The organism is Neorhizobium sp. S3-V5DH (genome assembly GCF_004343065.1).
Lineage (GTDB): Bacteria > Pseudomonadota > Alphaproteobacteria > Rhizobiales > Rhizobiaceae > Neorhizobium > Neorhizobium huautlense.
Genome location: NZ_SMCL01000001.1, coordinates 600,965 through 618,072, shown reverse-complemented (window position 1 = coordinate 618,072; position 17,108 = coordinate 600,965). Strand labels below are relative to the sequence as shown.

Here is a 17,108-nt window from a genome sequence, read left to right as displayed (position 1 = left end):
AACGAAAAGATGGATATGACGGGCAGCCGCGGCCAATCGCAGAACCAACTTCATCCTCATGAGGCCGATCCACTGTGGTACAAGGACGCGATCATCTACCAGCTTCACATCAAATCGTTCTTCGACGCCAACGGCGACGGCATCGGCGATTTCAAGGGGCTGCACGAAAAGCTCGATCATATAGCATCGCTCGGCGCCAACACGATCTGGCTTCTACCCTTCTTCCCCTCGCCACGCCGAGACGACGGCTACGATATCGCGGACTACACCAATGTCAGCCCCGACTACGGCACGATAGAGGAGTTCACGGCGTTCGTCGAAGCCGCCCATCAACGGGGTCTCAGGGTCGTCATCGAACTCGTCATCAACCACACCTCAGATCAGCACCCGTGGTTCCAGCGGGCGCGGCATTCACCGCCCGGATCGCCGGAACGGGATTTCTACGTATGGTCGGACACCGATCATAAATTCCCGGAAACCCGGATCATCTTTCTCGATACCGAAAAGTCGAACTGGACCTGGGACCCCGTCGCCGGCGCCTATTATTGGCATCGCTTTTATTCGCACCAGCCGGATCTGAACTTCGACAACCCGCTGGTGCTGGAGGAACTGCTGGGCGTTATGCGCTTCTGGCTCGAGACCGGCATCGACGGCTTCCGACTGGATGCCATCCCATATCTCGTCGAGCGCGAAGGCACGATCAACGAGAACCTGCCGGAGACCCACACAATCCTGAAAAAGATCCGCGCGGCACTCGATTCCACCCATCCCGGAAGGATGCTGCTCGCCGAGGCCAACCAATGGCCGGAGGATACGCGGGAATATTTCGGCGACGGCGACGAATGCCACATGGCCTTCCATTTTCCGCTGATGCCCCGCATGTACATGGCGATCGCCAAGGAAGACCGCTTCCCGATCACCGACATCATGCGGCAGACTCCGGAAATACCCGAGAACTGCCAATGGGCCATCTTCCTTCGAAACCATGACGAGCTGACGCTGGAAATGGTGACGGACGAAGAGCGCGACTACCTCTGGAATATCTATGCCGCGGACCGACGTGCCCGCATCAACCTCGGTATCCGACGCCGGCTCTCGCCGCTGATGGAACGGGACCGCCGTCGGGTGGAACTGATGAACGGGCTTCTGCTGTCGATGCCCGGCACACCGGTCGTCTATTATGGCGACGAGATAGGTATGGGCGACAATATCTATCTGGGGGACCGCGACGGCGTTCGCACTCCGATGCAATGGTCGCCGGACCGCAACGGCGGCTTCTCCAAGGCAGATCCCGCCCGGCTCGTCCTGCCGCCGATCATGGACCCGCTTTACGGTTATGAGGCGGTGAATGTCGAGGCGCAGGGAGCCGATGCCCATTCGCTTCTCAACTGGACGAGGCGGATGCTGGCGCTGCGCAACAAGCACATGGCTTTTGGCCGCGGCTCCTTAAGGTTCCTGTCACCCGGAAACCGCAAGATTCTCGCCTACCTTCGCGAATACGACGGCGAGACGATCCTCTGCGTCGCCAACCTCTCGCGGCTGCCGCAGGCGGTCGAACTCGACCTCGCGCAATTTGCAGGCCGCGTGCCGATCGAGCTGACGGGCATGTCGCCGTTTCCTCCGATCGGCCAGCTGACCTACCTGCTGACACTGCCGCCCTATGGCTTCTTCTGGTTCCAGCTCGCCACCGAGGCTGACGGGCCGGTGTGGCGAACGGAGCCACCCGAGCAGATGCAGGACATGGTAACGATGGTGATCCGTCGCGACCTGCAAGAGCTGATGGACGAACCAAGGCTGACAAACACGCTGTCGCAGGACGTGTTGCCGCCCTATCTCGGCAAGCGCCGCTGGTTCGGCTCGAAGGGTGAGATCCTGCACTCCGCTAGATTGACGACCGCAACTCCGATCGCCTTCGCCAACAATATCCTGCTCGGAGAACTCGAGGTCGATCTCGGAGGGCGCAAGGATACCTATCTTTTGCCGCTGGCCGTCTCCTGGGACGACAACCAGCCCAGCGCACTTGCGCAGCAACTCGCCCTTGCCCGCATTCGCCAGGGCCGCCGCGTCGGCTTCCTGACAGACGGTTTTGCCATGGAGACCCTGGCTCGCGGCGTGATACGGGGGCTTTGCGAGCGAGCGGTGATTTCCGGCCGGGGCGGCACGCTCGAGTTCCTGGGAACCGACCATCTCGACTGCGTGAATGTCAACGACGATATGCAGGTCCACTGGCTTTCAGCGGAGCAGTCCAACAGTTCGCTCATCCTCGGCGACATGGCGATGGTGAAACTCATCCGCCACATCTTCCCCGGCACTCACCCGGAGGTGGAGATGACGCGATATCTCACGCTCGCAGGCTACAAAAACACTGCCCAACTGCTTGGCGAGGTGGCGCGGATCGCGCCGGACGGCAACCGGTACACGCTGATCATCGTTCAAGCCGCGATCCGCAACCAAGGTGATGCCTGGAACTGGATGCTGGGCAATCTTCGCCGGGTGATAGACGAGATTGTCGTCACCGGTCTCGATGGCGAGGCCACCGACGACTATTTCAAGCCGCTCATCGATTTCGTGATCATGATCGGGAAACGGCTTGGCGAGCTGCATGTGGTCCTGGCCCAGCAGACCGATGACGAAGCGTTTACGCCGGTGAGAGCCACGGATGAGGACGTGCTGCAATGGCGCGAGGCGGCAACACGCCAGATTTCTCAAAGCCTGGAGCTGCTCGAAGCAAAGGCAGAGCTGCTCGAGGGCGAGGCACAGCGGGAAGCCAAGATGTTGCTCGAACGCAAGGACGAGCTGCTGAACCTGGCGGCAAACTTGGCGGAAGCGGCCAAGGACACGGTGATGACGCGCAATCACGGAGATTTCCATCTAGGGCAGATCCTCGTGGCGGAAGGCGACGCCTACATCATCGACTTCGAAGGCGAACCGACGCGGGACCTTGCCGGCCGCCGCGCGAAGACCAACCCGCTGCGCGACGTCGCCGGCCTGCTGCGCTCGCTGAGCTATCTGGCCGCTTCCGCCGATCTCCACCGGGAAGTGGTGAACGAAGTGGACCACCACCGCCACAATGCGCTCGTCACCCGTTTTATGGAGAAGGCAGAACCGGCCTTCCTGCGGGCCTATTTCGACGCCACCGAAGCATCTGATGCATTGCGGATTCCCGATGAGGCCCGCAACAGCATTCTCAACCTCTTCCTGCTCGAAAAGGCGGCCTATGAAATTGCGTACGAGGTGCGCAGCCGCCCGCACTGGCTGCCTCTTCCCCTTGCCGGCTTCTCGGCGATCGCGTCAAGACTTCTGGAGAACCCCTGATGAGATACGAGCGTACAGACCTGATGATCGGCACTGTCCGCGAGGGTTTGCAGGCCCTGGTGGAAGGGCGGCATGGCGACCCGTTTTCCATTCTGGGCCGCCACCAATATGGCGACCTGACGATTGTCCGCGTCCTGCTCCCCGGCGCCGTGGCGGTGGAGGTTGTAGAAGCGGCAACCGGCAAAATACTGGCGCAGCTCGAATCCATTCATGAAGGCGGGTTGTTTGCCGGCGTCACCGGCAGCACAGCTCCGTATTTCTTTCGCATCACCTGGCCGGACACGGTCCAGGAAACAGAAGACCCCTATTCTTTTCCCCTGCTGCTCGGCGATCTCGACTTGCATCTGATCGGCCAGGGCACGCATTACGACCTCGGGCGAACGCTCGGCGCAATCCCGATGGAGATCGAGGGTACAGCGGGCGTGCGGTTTTCGGTCTGGGCTCCCAACGCCCAGCGCGTCTCCGTGGTTGGCGACTTCAATATCTGGGACGGGCGCCGTCACCCGATGCGGCTTCGCCCCCAAGCTGGCGTCTGGGAGCTTTTCATCCCGCGCCTGACCCACGGCGAACGGTATAAATTCGAGCTTATTGACGCGCATGGCAATTTGCTGCCTCAAAAGGCAGATCCGGTCGCGCGCGCCAGCGAAGCGGCACCTTCCACCGCCTCCATCGTGGCATCCTCCAAGCCTTTCCGCTGGACCGACGATGAGTGGATGAGGGCACGCCGCGCCGACCGTTCCGGTGAAGGCGCGATGTCCGTCTACGAGGTCCATCTCGGTTCGTGGGTAAGGGTCAGCGAAGAGAGCAACCGGGTGTTGGACTGGGTCGAACTCAGCCAACGTCTTGTTCCATACGTGCGAAATCTCGGCTTCACCCATATCGAAATGCTGCCAATCATGGAGCATCCGTTCGGAGGCTCGTGGGGATATCAGCCGCTTGGGCTCTTCGCCCCGACCGGCCGTTACGGCACTCCGGAAGATTTCGCCTATTTCATCGACCGTTGCCACGAAGCCGGCATCGGGGTCATCCTAGATTGGGTTCCGGCGCATTTCCCTACCGATGTCTGGGGACTCGCACGCTTCGACGGCACTGCGCTTTACGAGCACGCGGATCCGCGCGAGGGCTTCCACAAGGACTGGAATACCCTCATCTACAATCTCGGCCGCAACGAAGTGAAGGGCTTCCTGATCGCCTCGGCACTTGAGTGGCTCGAACACTATCACGTGGACGGGCTGCGCGTGGATGCCGTGGCATCCATGCTCTACCGCGACTACAGCCGCAACGAAGGCGAATGGATACCCAACAAATACGGCGGCCGGGAAAACTTGGAATCGGTGGAATTCTTCAAGCACCTGAACAGCATCATCCATGATCGCTGCCCGCATGCCTTCACCGTAGCGGAAGAATCGACAGCCTGGCCGGGCGTCACGAAGAAGCCGGAAGACGGCGGCCTCGGCTTCGACTTCAAGTGGAACATGGGTTGGATGCACGACACTCTGCATTACATGCAGGATGATCCGGTCTATCGCAAATATCATTACGGCGCGATGACCTTCGGGATGATTTACGCCTATTCCGAACGCTTCATGCTTCCCATTTCCCACGACGAAGTGGTGCATGGCAAAGGTTCGCTGCTTGGAAAGATGCCGGGCGACCATTGGCAGAAGTTTGCGAATCTTCGCGCCTACTACGGTTTCATGTGGGGGCATCCCGGAAAGAAGCTGCTGTTCATGGGATGCGAGATCGCCCAGGAAACGGAGTGGAGCCATGACGGCTCGGTTCATTGGGACCTGCTTGATCGGCCCGAGCATGCGGGTGTTCAGAAATTGATCGCCGACCTGAACCGGGTTTATGCGCAGGAACCGGCTTTGCAGTACAGCGACCTGCACCACGAAGGCTTCGAATGGGCCGTTGCGGATGATTCGGAAAACTCGATCTACGGCATGTTGCGTAGCGCCGCGGACAGATCTTCTTATATCCTGGTGATGTCGAACATGACGCCGGTGCCTCGGCATGCCTACCGGGTCGGCGTACCAGCGGAGGGGCGTTGGGAAGTCATCCTCAACACGGATGCCGGCCTCTACGGCGGCGCCAATCTGGGACAGACGGAAGTCTGGACAGAGAGGCAGTCTTCACACGGAAAGGAATTTTCGATTTCTCTGACGCTCCCGCCGCTCGCTACCGTCTTCTTGCGATGGACAGGCTGACGCGCCGCCCTGAAAGCTAGCCGCGCCAGCCCTGCTGATATGAAATCTTCTCCACGCCGGCAAAGCGCGCCACCCGGAGAAGCTCGGCCTCGAGCTTTTCCAGACGGCCGGCAGACGGGCGAACGCCTTTTTCCAGCCACAGGCGCTTCACGTCCAGCATATTCGATTTTCGGTCGGCCTTCATGTCGATCCGGCCAATCATCCGCTCGCCCTCAAGCAGCGGGAAGACATAATAGCCGTATTGCCGTTTCGGCTCGGGCACAAAAACCTCTATGCGGTAGAAGAAGTCAAAAAGGCGTTCTGCGCGGTCCCGGTTCCGCAGCAGCGGGTCAAATGGGCTGAGCACGCGCACCCGGGCAGGCGGCTCGGGAAGATCACCCAGATTTTCGGGAAACCCTGCAAATGCAAAGGAGGCGCGCGGCTTGCCGCCGTCGGCAGGTTCCACCAGAACTTCCGTCAATTCGTCGCGATGATCCGTGACCCATTCCTTGGCTTCCTGGGGCGTGACGATATCCCAGAACGCGGCAATCTCGCCCGATGTTGCAAAGCTGAGCTTCTCAAGCGCGCTGCGGCAAGCCCAGTCGATAAATTCCTCGTGGCTCACCTCCGGCTCATGGTGATGCGGCGGAATGACCCTTTCAGCGAGGTCGTAGATCTTCTGGAAATTCACCCGACCCGCAATCGCGAGCTTTCCGATATGCCAGTAATATTCCAGTGCCGTCTTATTCGGATGCCAGTTCCACCAGCCGCCGGATTTGTGATCCTCGACCTTCATGTCCCGCGACATGATTGCGCCGTTTTCCGCGATATGCCGGAAAGTCTCCTCGAAAGCGGAATCGAACCCATCGCCGTGCCACTTCCTCCAGCGTTCCGCAAGGATCGGCTCGCGACGGCGGAAGCGATGCTTCCAGTAACGGAACATCCGCGACGGAATGATCGAAGCGTCGTGTGTCCAGTGCTCGAAAAGTTCGCGGTCCTTCTCCAGTAGCGCTGTCAGATGGTCGCGCTTGTAGGTCTGATTGCGCGAGAAGAGGATCATGTGATGGGCGCGCTCGACCGTCGCGATGCTATCGACCTGGACGAAGCCAAGATCATCGATGAGCTGCAGGAGCCCCGCCTTGGTGAGAGCGCGGCCGGGCGGCTGGGAAAGCCGCTGCCGCTCGAGGAATATCTTTCGGGCTAGATCGTTCGGAATGAGAATCGCCATGAAAGGCAGAGTAGACCGCGCTCGCCGCCGTTTCAATGTTCACGTTCGGTTCTGCATTCCCCTCCCTCCTTTTCCGGTCTATAGACGGCTCAAAGCGAGGGACCGGCTTGGATATTCGTTTCGAGGAAGCAGAAGCGCGTTTCGATGGGCGTATCGTCCTCCATCCCCTTACCCTTTCGCTGAGCGAGCGGCGCATCGGGATCATCGGTCTTAATGGTTCAGGCAAGACGACCTTTGCGCGGATGATCAACGGGCTTGTCATCCCCTCCTCAGGTCACGTCGTCGTCAACAGCTTCGACACGAGCAAGGATGGTGACAAGGTCCGCGCCGAAACGGGCTTCATCTTTCAGAACCCTCAGAACCAGATCATCCTGCCGATCCTGAAGGAAGACATCGCGTTAGGTCTCAAAAATCGAAAGCTCTCCAGACAGGAGACCGACGTCGCCGTGGCCAGAGTGCTCCAACGGTTCGGCATCAGTCATCTGGCTGGCCGCCGGGCTCACGAGCTTTCGGGCGGCGAATTGCAGCTTGCGGCGCTGGCCTCGGTTCTGGTGACGGAGCCGGACATCCTGATCATGGATGAACCCACCAATCAGCTCGATCTGAAAAACCGCGAGCTGGTAAAGCGGACTATCGAAGGCCTGGACGAGAACATCATGGTGATCAGCCATGATCTGGAGCTGATCGAAGATTTCGACCGCGTCCTGCTGTTTCACGAGGGCCGGCTTGCCGCCGATGGCCGGCCTGCCGATACGATCAGGCGCTACCGGGAGCTTACCCGATGAAGACGCTTTACGTCGAAGGCGACAGCCTGCTGCATCGGCTTCCGCCGCGCACCAAACTTCTCGGCCTCGCTGCCGCCGGCATTGCTCTGTTCTTGTTCAGGTCGATCCCGCCGCTGGCGCTGGCCGCCGTGATAAGTGTCGCGATATATGCATCGCTCGGGATCGGCCTACGTCAGTCGCTCGCCCGTCTCCGCCCGATCTTCCTGACCATTGCCGTCGTTGCCCTGTTCACGCTGCTCGTCGGCTCTGTCGAAGAGGCTGCAACCGTGCTGCTTCGGCTGACGAGCCTGATGCTGCTCGCGGCAGCGGTGACGGCTACGACCGGGATTGGCGAGTTTATCGACGAAATCACGCTCGCCGCCTGGCCTTTGGAGCGTCTCGGCCTCGTCAAGGCAGCCGACATCGGCCTGTCGATCGGCCTCGTCATTCGTTTCGTGCCGGAAATACTGGACCGCTACCATGCCATTCAGGATGCTCATCGAGCCCGCGGGCTGAAGCCTCGCGTCTTGACGCTCGCGGTTCCGCTGATCATTCTGACGCTCAAGAATGCCGACGAGATCGCCGCAGCCATTGACGCACGGGGTATTCGTGCGCAGAGATGACCCGTTATCCGGTATTAAGGAATCACAAAGCATGACCACGCGGGATCTCGTCCTGGCCGCCTTGTTCGCCGCAATCATCGTATCGCTCGGCTTGCTGCCGCCGATCACGCTCGGTTTCATTCCGGTACCGATCACCGCCCAATCGCTCGGCGTCATGCTTGCGGGCGTGGTTCTGGGTTCCAAGCGCGGTACCTTCGCCGTCCTCCTGGTTCTTCTGCTTGCCGCAATCGGCCTGCCCGTGCTCTCCGGCGGCCGCGGCGGTCTTGCAGTCTTTGCGGCGCCAACCACCGGCTATCTCATCGGCTGGGTCTTCGCGGCGTTCGTGACGGGCTACATCGCCGAACATTTCGTGGACCGGGGCCAGACCGGCCTCGTCCAGGGCGTGAATTTCTTCCTGGCTGCGCTGATCGGCGGCGTCGTCGTGCTCTATGCTTTCGGGATCACCTATCTGGCGCTCGTCACCGGGCTTGGCTTTTCCAAGGCCTTCCTCGGATCGCTTGCCTTCATCCCGGGCGATTGCTTCAAGGCGCTGATCGCAGCACTTGCAGGCCGCGCGGTAATGGTCGGTTATCCGCTGCTGCCGCAGAGGGCCTGATCAATCCAGGAAACCGTAGAGCCAGTCGCGCAGGTCTTCCGGAAGCGCGACCGGCTCCTTGCTTTCCCGATCGCAGGCGATCCAGACGACTTCAGCCTCCGCCACGGCTTCATCGCCACGCAACATATGCACCAGGAAGCCGGCCGATTTTCCGCCGATCTTGCTGACCCCCACATGCGTATGCACAAGATCACCGAACTTCAGGGCAGCGTGGAACGTACAGGTAATCTTGCCGATCGCGAAGAATGGATCGTCCTTCTGCGGCTTACGCCGCCGCCAGAACTCGGTGAGCGCTTCCTCGGCGCGAACGACATAGGCAGCACGGAACATCTCCCCATTCATGTCCACATCGCGAAAGGGCACCCGGAATTCCTGCGATTTTACTGTGTCCTTGGCCACCTTACTTCCTCGCTTGTATTCCCATGTAAGACCATTCTTTCATTCGAAACAAGCTCCGAGACAAAAGGAGCATGCTTGAAAAATCACGCCATCTGCGCCATGTCGGGCAGACAACCTCATGAGGCCGCCGCATGACCACGCGCCTTTACGAACACGACATCTTCCTCGAACACCGCACGCCCGAAGGGCATCCGGAACGTGCAGACCGGCTGCGGTCGCTAGCGATCGCCCTGCAGCACCCGAATTTCGAAAAGCTGGATCGCAAGCAGGCCCCTCAGGCGGACGAGGATACGGTGCTGCTCGCCCATCCCGAAAGCTACCTGCGCGCCGTGATGCGGGAAATTCCCGAGGAAGACACCATTCGCCAGATCGAGGCGGACACCTATGTGGGGCCGAAGAGCCTGCAGGCGGCACTGACCGGCATCGGCGGAGCCATGGCGGCCGTGGACGACGTGCTCACCGGCAAGGTGGACAATGCCTTCGTCGCGGCTCGTCCGCCGGGCCATCATGCCGAAAAAGACAAATATATGGGCTTCTGCCTGTTCAACAACGTCGCGATCGCCGCGCGTCATGCGCAGCGAAAATATGGGCTGGAACGCGTCGCGATCGTTGACTGGGACGTGCATCACGGCAACGGCACTCAGGACATCTTCTGGGACGACCCGTCGGTATTGTTCTGCTCCACGCACCAGATGCCGCTTTATCCCGGCACCGGCGCCAAGGACGAAAGCGGCAAGGACGGCAATATCGTCAACGCTCCGCTTTCGCCCGACACCGGCAGCGAGCACTTTCGCGAAGCCTTCAAGAGCCGGGTGCTGCCGGCACTCGAAAACTTCCGCCCGGATTTCATTCTGATCTCGGCGGGGTTCGATGCCCACCACCGCGATCCGCTGGCGCAGATCAACCTCGTCGGCGACGATTTCGACTGGGCGACGGGACGGCTGATGGAGATCGCCGGCAAATACGCAAACAACCGGGTCGTAAGCCTGCTGGAGGGCGGCTATGATCTGGAAGGACTGGCCGAATCGGCCGGCATGCATATCTGCAGACTGATGAGGGGATAGAAATGACCGAGAGCAACGAGACCGTCGATGTGAGCGGCTATTCCTTCGAAAAGGCGGTGGCCGAGCTCGAAAGCATCGTCGCGCGGCTCGAGCGCGGCGATGTGGCGCTCGATGAATCGATCGCCATCTACGAGCGCGGCGAAGCCTTGAAAAAGCATTGCGAAAAGCTGCTGGCCGCTGCCGAGAACCGGATTGAAAAGATCCGCCTGGACCGCGCCGGCAAGCCGCAGGGCGTCGAGCCGCTTGACGGCGAATAATTGCGGAGAGAGGACATGGTGCTTGGCCTCAAGCACAACACGAACGTCCTCGTCGATTACGATCCGCAATGGCCGGTGGAATTCGCGGCGGAACATCAGCGAATTTCTGTTGCACTGGGCGGTTTGGCGAAGGAGATAGAGCATTACGGTTCGACCTCCGTACCCGGCATGCGCGCCAAACCGATCCTCGACATCATCATCGGCCTGGCCCCCCTTTCAGACTGGCAAGCCTGCTATGACCCGCTTCTGGCGCTCGGATACGATTATGCGGCGCATGCCGGCGTGCCGGGCCATCATATCTTCGGGCGGGGACGGGACCACACCGAGCGGACGCACCTCGTCCATCTTGTGCAACTCGGCGGATATTCGTGGGTTTCGAACCTGGCGCTCAGGGATGCGTTGCGCAGCGATCAAAATCTGCGTGAAAGCTATATCGCCATCAAGGAAAATGCTGTTGCCAGCGCCCCCGACAGCCGGGCGCGTTACAATGAGCTCAAAAGCGCGTTCATCGACCGGGTAAAGGCCGGGCTTGGTCCGGGTTTTGGATATCCTTGAGGTGGCTGCGTGCCTCGGAAACGACCACGCACTCTAAAACCAAAGTCTTACGACCATCGCCGCGATCACGTCATAAAGCGATTGACGCCCCGTGGCCGCCTCCCCATGATAGCCGTCATCTGAAGGGTTGCTTTGGGAGGAGACAATCGTGACGTTTGGCGTGAAATCCAACAAAATCAATTTGATGTTTGCCGCAACGATGGCCATGTCGACGGTGCTTTCGGCTTCCGGCGCGAGGGCTGCCGAATTCATCAACGTGCTGACCGGCGGGACGTCGGGTGTATATTATCCGCTCGGCGTCGCGCTTTCGGAGATTTACGGCCAGAACATCAAGGATGTCCGCACGCAGGTGCAGGCCACCAAGGCATCGGTCGAAAACTTGAACCTGCTACAGGCCGGACGCGGCGAGATCGCATTCTCGCTTGGAGATTCGGTGCAGGAAGCTTGGAAGGGCAACAAGGAAGCAGGCTTTCCCGGCAAGCTCGACAAGCTGCGCGGCATCGCCGCCATCTACCCCAACTATATCCAGGTGGTTGCCAGCGCCGACTCCGGCGTGAAGACGCTTGCCGATCTTAAGGGCAAGAGCCTGTCCGTCGGTGCGGCGAAATCCGGTACCGAGCTCAATGCGCGGGCGATCTTCGAGGCAGCGGGAATGTCCTACAAGGATCTCGGCAAGACCGAATACTTGCCCTTCGCCGAATCTGTCGAGCTTATCAAGAACCGGCAGTTGGACGCGACATTGCAGTCGGCGGGCCTTGGCGTAGCTTCCATCCGCGACCTCGCCACCTCACTCAAGATCAATGTCGTGGCGATCCCGAAGGCAGAAGTCGAGAAAATCGGCGCGCCCTATCTTTCCGCCATCATTCCGGCGGGCACCTATGAAGGCCAGACCGCTGACGTGGAAACCGCAGCGGTCGGAAACTTCCTGATCACCCATTCCGGCGTCTCCGACGAAACGGTCTACCAGATGACCAAGCTTCTCTTCGAAAACCTGCCAAAGCTTACCGCGGCACATGCCGCCGCCAAGGCGATCGATGCGAAGAAGGCGCTAGACGGCATGCCGGTGCCGCTGCATCCGGGCGCTGAGCGCTACTACAAGGAAGCCGGCCTGTTGAAATAAGAGGCGGCGCGCCTGCCTTCTCCTCGATGCGGAGGAGGCAGTCCGAAGGACGATGAGAAGCCAAACAGCGACTAAGGCGTTTTCCTGGCTCCCTTATTGTCTTTGCATTTGCTCCCACCTCTCTCCGCAAGGGAGACGTGGGAGTTCGCCATAAGCGGCCGATTCCGGAGAGACGATGTCCCAATCCGCAATGCATCAATCAATGGCACCGCAGAGCGCGGAAGAAGCAATCGAGGGCCTGCCGGCAGGCTTCGGCGAAGGTTGGGCAGGACGCGCAGCCTTCTGGATCGCCTTCACCTTTAGCCTGTTCCAGCTCTGGACAGCCGCCTACGGCACGCTCGCCAGCCAGATCGTCCGCGCCATGCATGTGGGTTTCCTGCTGCTGCTAGGCTTCGTGCTTTTCGGCAATCTCGTCGCCAAGACCAAGGCCGGTAAAATCTGGTTCTGGGCTCTGGGTGTTCTCGGCTTCCTTACAGGGGTCTACAACTGGGTCTTCTACGAGGATCTAATACAAAGGGCCGGGTTCCTGACGACGCCGGACCTCATCGTCGGAACTGCACTCGTCATCCTCGTGTTCGAAGCCGCGCGAAGGCTGATGGGCCTGCCGTTGACGATCATCGCCGGCATCTTCCTTGCCTACTGTTTCCTCGGTCAATACGCGCCGGGACCTTTCGTCCACCGCGGCTACGATTTCGAGCAGATCGTCGAAAACTTCGCCTACGGCACCGAAGGCATCTACGGTACGCCGATCTACGTTTCGGCCGCCTATATCTTCATCTTCGTCGTGTTTGCCGCCTTTCTCGAGAGAGCCGGCATGCTGGCGCTGTTCAACGACTTTGCGCTGGGCCTGGTCGGCACCTGGCGCGGCGGACCGGCACAGGTCTGCGTCATGTCGTCAGCGCTAATGGGCACGATCTCCGGCTCCGGCGTCGCCAACGTGGTGGCGTCAGGGCAGTTTACCATCCCGCTGATGAAGCGTTTCGGCTTCCGCTCCGCCTTTGCGGGCGGTGTCGAGGCAACTTCCTCGATGGGCGGGCAGATCATGCCGCCTGTCATGGGCGCGGTTGCCTTTATCATGGCCGAAACCCTGAACGTTTCCTATGCGGAAGTCGTCAAGGCGGCGATCATCCCGGCGATCCTCTATTTCGGCGTCTGCTTCTGGATGGTTTTCCTGGAAGCCGGCAAAGCCGGGCTGAAAGGGATGAGCAGAGCAGATCTCCCGAACCCTTGGGCGGCAGTCAGGGAACATTGGCCGCTCATTCTTCCGCTTGCCGCACTCGTCTATCTGCTTTTTGCGGGATATACGCCCATCTTCGCCGGAACCATGGGGCTGGCGCTGGTCATCGTGCTCATCCTTGGAATGCCGCTGGCTGCGAGTATCGGTCCACTGGCCTTCCGGATCGTCTTCTGGATTGTTCTCGGCCTCGCCGCCGCGTCCTTCCTGCGCTACGGGGTCGATTTTCTGGCGATCGTCATCCTGGCGCTGATCGCAGGCTGTCTTTTCGTGAAAGGCGGCAAGGAAACGCTTGCCATCTGCCGGGATGCCATGGCGGAAGGCGCAAAGAATGCGCTTCCCGTCGGCATTGCCTGCGCCATCGTCGGCATCGTCATCGGTACACTGACGCTCACCGGCATCGCGTCGACTTTCGTCGGCGCCATCATCCGTGTCGGGGAGCACAGCATGTTCCTGTCGTTGGTGCTGACGATGATCACCTGCCTGATCCTCGGCATGGGCATTCCGACGATCCCGAACTACATCATCACCTCGTCGCTTGCCGGTCCGGCGCTCCTGGAACTCGGAGTGCCCCTGATCGTCAGCCACATGTTCGTCTTCTATTTCGGCATCATGGCTGACCTGACACCGCCGGTGGCACTTGCGTGCTTTGCTGCAGCCCCCATGGCAAAAACCTCCGGCTTCAAGATCTCGATCGAAGCGACAAAACTCGCTACGTCAGGCTTTGTCGTACCCTTCATGGCTGTCTATACCCCGGCTTTGATGCTGCAGGATCCCGGGACGATAGCAGCCACCTGGGGGTATCCGGTAGAGGTGATCTACGTCTTCCTGAAGGCGTGCTTCGGCATCGCGTTGTGGGGCACGGCGGTGGTCGGCTTTCTTTTCGCGCGCATGGCGATCTGGGAGCGGCTGCTTGCCTTTGTCGCAGGCGCGAGCCTCGTCATGGCTCTGCCCTGGACAGACGAACTGGGTTGGGCGCTCGGCATCATCGTGGTCGCTCAGCACTGGTGGCGCAATCGCGGAGCGCCCGCCGCACCAGCGCTTACATGAGCCTCTGCATCCTTGCCGGCGGCAAACTGGCTACCGTCGCCGCTATGCTTTTTACATTGTCCTGGAGCCATTCGGTCCAGAAGACCGAATGGCGTGAGACTTGGGCTGTGACGCCCGACGGATTAGAGATTCGCGAAGCAGCCATCAAAGGTTCCGGTGCCGGGATGGAACCAGGACCGGATGCCAGACTGCAGGACGGCTGGTGGGTGTGGCATCCGACGCTACCGCCTCAGCCGCGCCTTATGCTCGCCGCATCCGGAGCGACGGGCGGCGGATGGTTGCTGTGCCATGAGCGCGGCTGCCTGACGATCGGTGCGACGTCTGGAGAGGCGGCGGTTCTTTCGCCCTGTCCATGATGGATGATCTGAGGCCGCTCTGAAAAGAACCAGTTCCTTAAAGGTTTAGCCTCCCGCTTGAACCTCTTTTCACCGGATGTCGCTATCACCGGCCTTATGAATATGCTGAGGACGTGCCGGCTGCCCATAACGGGCCTGCGGCCGATCGGATGCCGGCGCAGGCGTGAGAAACAGGATGGGTCATATACGCCCGCTGACGGGCACCGATATTCCAGTCGTGGCTGCGCTGTTCCAGCGCATATTCCGCCAGTCTGGCCATGACCCCTCACCGGAGTTGATCGGATACCTCCAGGAACTTTATATCGAGGATGAAGCCTGTGCAGCCGACCTTCCCTCTCTCGTCCACGTTGCCGAGGGCGGCGAGATTTCCGGGTTTGTAGGACGGCATGTTCTACCCATGCGGTTCGAAGATCGGCCTGTCAGAGCCGCGCTCCTGACCTCCATCATGGTGGACGAGCGCTCCGGCAATCCCCTCGCTGGAGCAAAGATGCTCAGAGCAGCCTTGAACGGCCCGCAGGATTTCTCTTTCAGTGAAACCGCCAGCGAAGTCTCGATGCGGATGTGGAAACATCTCGGCGGAATTGCCTTGCCGTCCTACAGTCTCGACTGGGTCCGCGTCATCCGGCCCGCCGCCTTCGCGCTGGAGAATGCCGAGCGCCGTTACCCGAGGCTCGGCCTTTTCAAGCAGATCGCGTCGCGCGCGGACAATCTCTTCCAGCGCCGTACGTCGCCCGACCGGCTGCGTTGGCTTGGTGTCTCAGCCACGCTTTCCACAAAGGGCGGGATTTCCATCCGGGAAATCGGTCAAGAGGCTTTTGCAGACCTTTTTGCAATGATGACCGAACGCTTTCTCCTGAGGCCCGGCTGGTCTCGCGAGGAGGTTTTGAGGGTGATTTCGAAGACGTTGGAGAAACCCGAGTTCGGGCACCCGGCGTTTTGCGCCGTTCTCAATCGCGTGGAGGAGCCTATCGGAGGCTTCTTTTACCATTGGCGCCCCCAGATCACCGCCCGGATCGTCCAGATGCTTGCCGCCCCTTCGCAGGAGGAGACAGTTGTGGATGCGGTAATCGCCCATGCAGCAACCAAGGGCGCAAATGCGGTGCGCGGGCGAACGCAGCCTTTCCTGATGGAAGCGATGCTCGGCAAGCGGATCGCATTCATCAACAGCGCATCAAGCGTGCTTCATTGTCGAGACCCCCACATCCGGCAGGCCATCCAGTCCGGGGACGGTTTTCTGAACGGATTGGCAGGCGAACAATGGAGCCGCCTGATCGGCGGGCATTTCGGGTAAACCAGACCCTCGGATGAGAAACACACTGTTTCTCCGGTTTCGGTTGTTCGAATACTCAATCTCGGGCTAGCTTCTCCATCAATCGAGACGGAGATCAGCCCATGTCCTTCTTTCCCGGAACAGACCCGGTTGCCGGTGATGCTTTCGCCTGCGATGCGATCGAGAACCTGATCATTCCACGGACCAGCGATATTGGCGGCTTTGCCGTCAGGCGCGCCCTGCCGACCCGGCAGCGGCGACTTGTCGGGCCGTTCATCTTCTTCGACCGGATGGGGCCTGCACTGCTGCGCGCCGACGAGGCTCTGGATGTCAAGCCGCACCCGCATATCGGGCTCTCCACGGTTACTTATCTCTTCGACGGCGAGATCAAGCATCGTGACAGCCTTGGCACCGAACTCGTCATCCGTCCCGGCGACATCAACCTGATGACGGCCGGCCGCGGCATCGTCCATTCGGAACGCACGCCGGAAAACCTGCGCGGCCATCCGCTTTCGGTGTCCGGCCTGCAGACCTGGCTGGCGCTGCCGGACGACAAGGAGGAGATCGACCCGGCCTTTGCCCACACCGGCAAAGAAGCCATGCCCGTGATCGATGCGGACGGCGCCAGGGGACGGGTAGTGATTGGTTCGTTTGAAGGACTTGGTTCTCCGGTCCCGATGTTTACAGATACGCTCTATGTCGACCTGCGGCTGGAAGCCGGGCGTCGCTTTCCCTTCGCCGCTCAGCACGAGGAAAGAGCCATCTACATCCTGTCCGGCGAACTTGTCATCGCCGGCGACCGGTTCGCTGCCGATCAGCTTCTGGTCTTCCGCCCCGGCGACCCGATCACGCTCGACGGCGGCCCGCAGGGCTGTCACCTCATGCTGTTCGGCGGCGCTGCTCTCAATTCCAAACGCTATATCTGGTGGAACTTCGTTTCCTCCTCGAAAGAGCGAATCGAAAAGGCAAAGGAGGAATGGCGTACGGGCCGTTTTGATATCGTGCCGGGCGACGAGGAGGAGTTTGTCCCCTTGCCGATGGGTTAAAATCGGTTAGAACCGGGGTTTGGACAACTTGAAAAAGCCTGTTTTC

15 protein-coding genes are annotated in these 17,108 nt (G+C 60.3%); 13 read left to right on the top strand and 2 right to left on the bottom strand.

Annotated elements, in window-relative coordinates; all coding sequences use genetic code 11:
* Positions 1-9 precede the first annotated feature (9 nt).
* Both treS and glgB read left to right on the top strand, forming a co-directional pair.
* Positions 10-3,315 carry a maltose alpha-D-glucosyltransferase gene (treS, locus tag EDE09_RS02980; RefSeq protein WP_132408788.1) on the top strand — a complete coding sequence of 1,102 codons (3,306 nt, stop codon included), beginning with the start codon at positions 10-12 and terminating at the stop codon, positions 3,313-3,315.
* The gene (gene glgB, locus EDE09_RS02975) at positions 3,315-5,522 is read left to right on the top strand and encodes a 1,4-alpha-glucan branching protein GlgB (RefSeq protein WP_132408786.1); all 2,208 of its coding nucleotides are present in this window, start codon (positions 3,315-3,317) and stop codon (positions 5,520-5,522) included. Before treS ends, glgB begins: the two co-directional genes overlap by 1 nt.
* Before the next feature lie 16 nt (positions 5,523-5,538).
* Here glgB and EDE09_RS02970 read toward each other — a convergent pair whose 3' ends face one another.
* On the bottom strand, positions 5,539-6,729 hold the full coding sequence (locus tag EDE09_RS02970) for a winged helix-turn-helix domain-containing protein (protein WP_132408784.1): 1,191 nt from the start codon (positions 6,727-6,729) through the stop codon (positions 5,539-5,541).
* A gap of 107 nt (positions 6,730-6,836) precedes the next feature.
* Between EDE09_RS02970 and EDE09_RS02965 the strand changes: the two genes are divergently transcribed.
* From EDE09_RS02965 to EDE09_RS02955, 3 genes are read left to right on the top strand one after another with little or no spacing between them, the layout of a single operon-like run.
* A complete protein-coding gene (locus tag EDE09_RS02965) occupies positions 6,837-7,514 on the top strand; it encodes an energy-coupling factor ABC transporter ATP-binding protein (protein ID WP_132408782.1) in 678 nt (225 codons plus the stop codon).
* Positions 7,511-8,116 carry an energy-coupling factor transporter transmembrane protein EcfT gene (locus EDE09_RS02960; protein WP_132408780.1) on the top strand — a complete coding sequence of 202 codons (606 nt, stop codon included), beginning with the start codon at positions 7,511-7,513 and terminating at the stop codon, positions 8,114-8,116. The genes EDE09_RS02965 and EDE09_RS02960 overlap by 4 nt, the downstream gene beginning before the upstream one ends.
* 31 nt (positions 8,117-8,147) lie before the next feature.
* A complete protein-coding gene (locus tag EDE09_RS02955) occupies positions 8,148-8,711 on the top strand; it encodes a biotin transporter BioY (RefSeq protein ID WP_105373268.1) in 564 nt (187 codons plus the stop codon).
* Here the strand turns inward: EDE09_RS02955 and EDE09_RS02950 are convergent, their stop codons facing one another.
* Positions 8,712-9,110, bottom strand: coding sequence for a thioesterase family protein (locus EDE09_RS02950; protein ID WP_245505057.1), 399 nt, complete (start codon positions 9,108-9,110; stop codon positions 8,712-8,714).
* 131 nt (positions 9,111-9,241) lie between these two features.
* On the opposite strand from EDE09_RS02950, the gene EDE09_RS02945 reads away from it, so the two are divergent.
* The 8 genes from EDE09_RS02945 to EDE09_RS02910 all read left to right on the top strand — a co-directional run bounded on the left by EDE09_RS02945 (position 9,242) and on the right by EDE09_RS02910 (position 17,062).
* A complete protein-coding gene (locus EDE09_RS02945; protein WP_112801512.1) occupies positions 9,242-10,174 on the top strand; it encodes a histone deacetylase family protein in 933 nt (310 codons plus the stop codon).
* Positions 10,175-10,176: 2 nt separating this feature from the next.
* Positions 10,177-10,431: an exodeoxyribonuclease VII small subunit gene (locus EDE09_RS02940; RefSeq protein ID WP_105373271.1), complete on the top strand. Its 255-nt coding sequence runs from the start codon at positions 10,177-10,179 to the stop codon at positions 10,429-10,431.
* 15 nt (positions 10,432-10,446) lie between these two features.
* Positions 10,447-10,986 carry a GrpB family protein gene (locus EDE09_RS02935; RefSeq protein WP_132408778.1) on the top strand — a complete coding sequence of 180 codons (540 nt, stop codon included), beginning with the start codon at positions 10,447-10,449 and terminating at the stop codon, positions 10,984-10,986.
* Positions 10,987-11,170: 184 nt separating this feature from the next.
* Positions 11,171-12,106 carry a TAXI family TRAP transporter solute-binding subunit gene (locus EDE09_RS02930; protein WP_105373308.1) on the top strand — a complete coding sequence of 312 codons (936 nt, stop codon included), beginning with the start codon at positions 11,171-11,173 and terminating at the stop codon, positions 12,104-12,106.
* A 175-nt stretch (positions 12,107-12,281) separates the two neighbouring features.
* Positions 12,282-14,390, top strand: a complete 2,109-nt coding sequence (locus EDE09_RS02925; protein ID WP_105373273.1) for a TRAP transporter permease — start codon at positions 12,282-12,284, stop codon at positions 14,388-14,390.
* Positions 14,387-14,746: a DUF1850 domain-containing protein gene (locus tag EDE09_RS02920; RefSeq protein WP_105373274.1), complete on the top strand. Its 360-nt coding sequence runs from the start codon at positions 14,387-14,389 to the stop codon at positions 14,744-14,746. Before EDE09_RS02925 ends, EDE09_RS02920 begins: the two co-directional genes overlap by 4 nt.
* A 175-nt stretch (positions 14,747-14,921) precedes the next feature.
* Positions 14,922-16,037: a hypothetical protein gene (locus EDE09_RS02915; RefSeq protein WP_132408776.1), complete on the top strand. Its 1,116-nt coding sequence runs from the start codon at positions 14,922-14,924 to the stop codon at positions 16,035-16,037.
* 101 nt (positions 16,038-16,138) lie between these two features.
* Positions 16,139-17,062 carry a pirin family protein gene (locus tag EDE09_RS02910; protein ID WP_132408774.1) on the top strand — a complete coding sequence of 308 codons (924 nt, stop codon included), beginning with the start codon at positions 16,139-16,141 and terminating at the stop codon, positions 17,060-17,062.
* Positions 17,063-17,108: the final 46 nt, after the last annotated feature.

Bases quoted from the DNA above. Each gene is read 5' to 3' on its own strand.
- glgB (WP_132408786.1), top strand. From the start codon at position 3,315: ATGAGATACGAGCGTACAGACCTGATGATCGGCACTGTCCGCGAGGGT.
- EDE09_RS02940 (WP_105373271.1), top strand. From the start codon at position 10,177: ATGACCGAGAGCAACGAGACCGTCGATGTGAGCGGCTATTCCTTCGAA.
- EDE09_RS02960 (WP_132408780.1), top strand. From the start codon at position 7,511: ATGAAGACGCTTTACGTCGAAGGCGACAGCCTGCTGCATCGGCTTCCG.
- EDE09_RS02935 (WP_132408778.1), top strand. From the start codon at position 10,447: ATGGTGCTTGGCCTCAAGCACAACACGAACGTCCTCGTCGATTACGAT.
- EDE09_RS02930 (WP_105373308.1), top strand. From the start codon at position 11,171: ATGTTTGCCGCAACGATGGCCATGTCGACGGTGCTTTCGGCTTCCGGC.
- treS (WP_132408788.1), top strand. From the start codon at position 10: ATGGATATGACGGGCAGCCGCGGCCAATCGCAGAACCAACTTCATCCT.
- EDE09_RS02945 (WP_112801512.1), top strand. From the start codon at position 9,242: ATGACCACGCGCCTTTACGAACACGACATCTTCCTCGAACACCGCACG.
- EDE09_RS02925 (WP_105373273.1), top strand. From the start codon at position 12,282: ATGTCCCAATCCGCAATGCATCAATCAATGGCACCGCAGAGCGCGGAA.
- EDE09_RS02910 (WP_132408774.1), top strand. From the start codon at position 16,139: ATGTCCTTCTTTCCCGGAACAGACCCGGTTGCCGGTGATGCTTTCGCC.
- EDE09_RS02915 (WP_132408776.1), top strand. From the start codon at position 14,922: ATGGGTCATATACGCCCGCTGACGGGCACCGATATTCCAGTCGTGGCT.
- EDE09_RS02955 (WP_105373268.1), top strand. From the start codon at position 8,148: ATGACCACGCGGGATCTCGTCCTGGCCGCCTTGTTCGCCGCAATCATC.
- EDE09_RS02970 (WP_132408784.1), bottom strand. From the start codon at position 6,729: ATGGCGATTCTCATTCCGAACGATCTAGCCCGAAAGATATTCCTCGAG.
- EDE09_RS02920 (WP_105373274.1), top strand. From the start codon at position 14,387: ATGAGCCTCTGCATCCTTGCCGGCGGCAAACTGGCTACCGTCGCCGCT.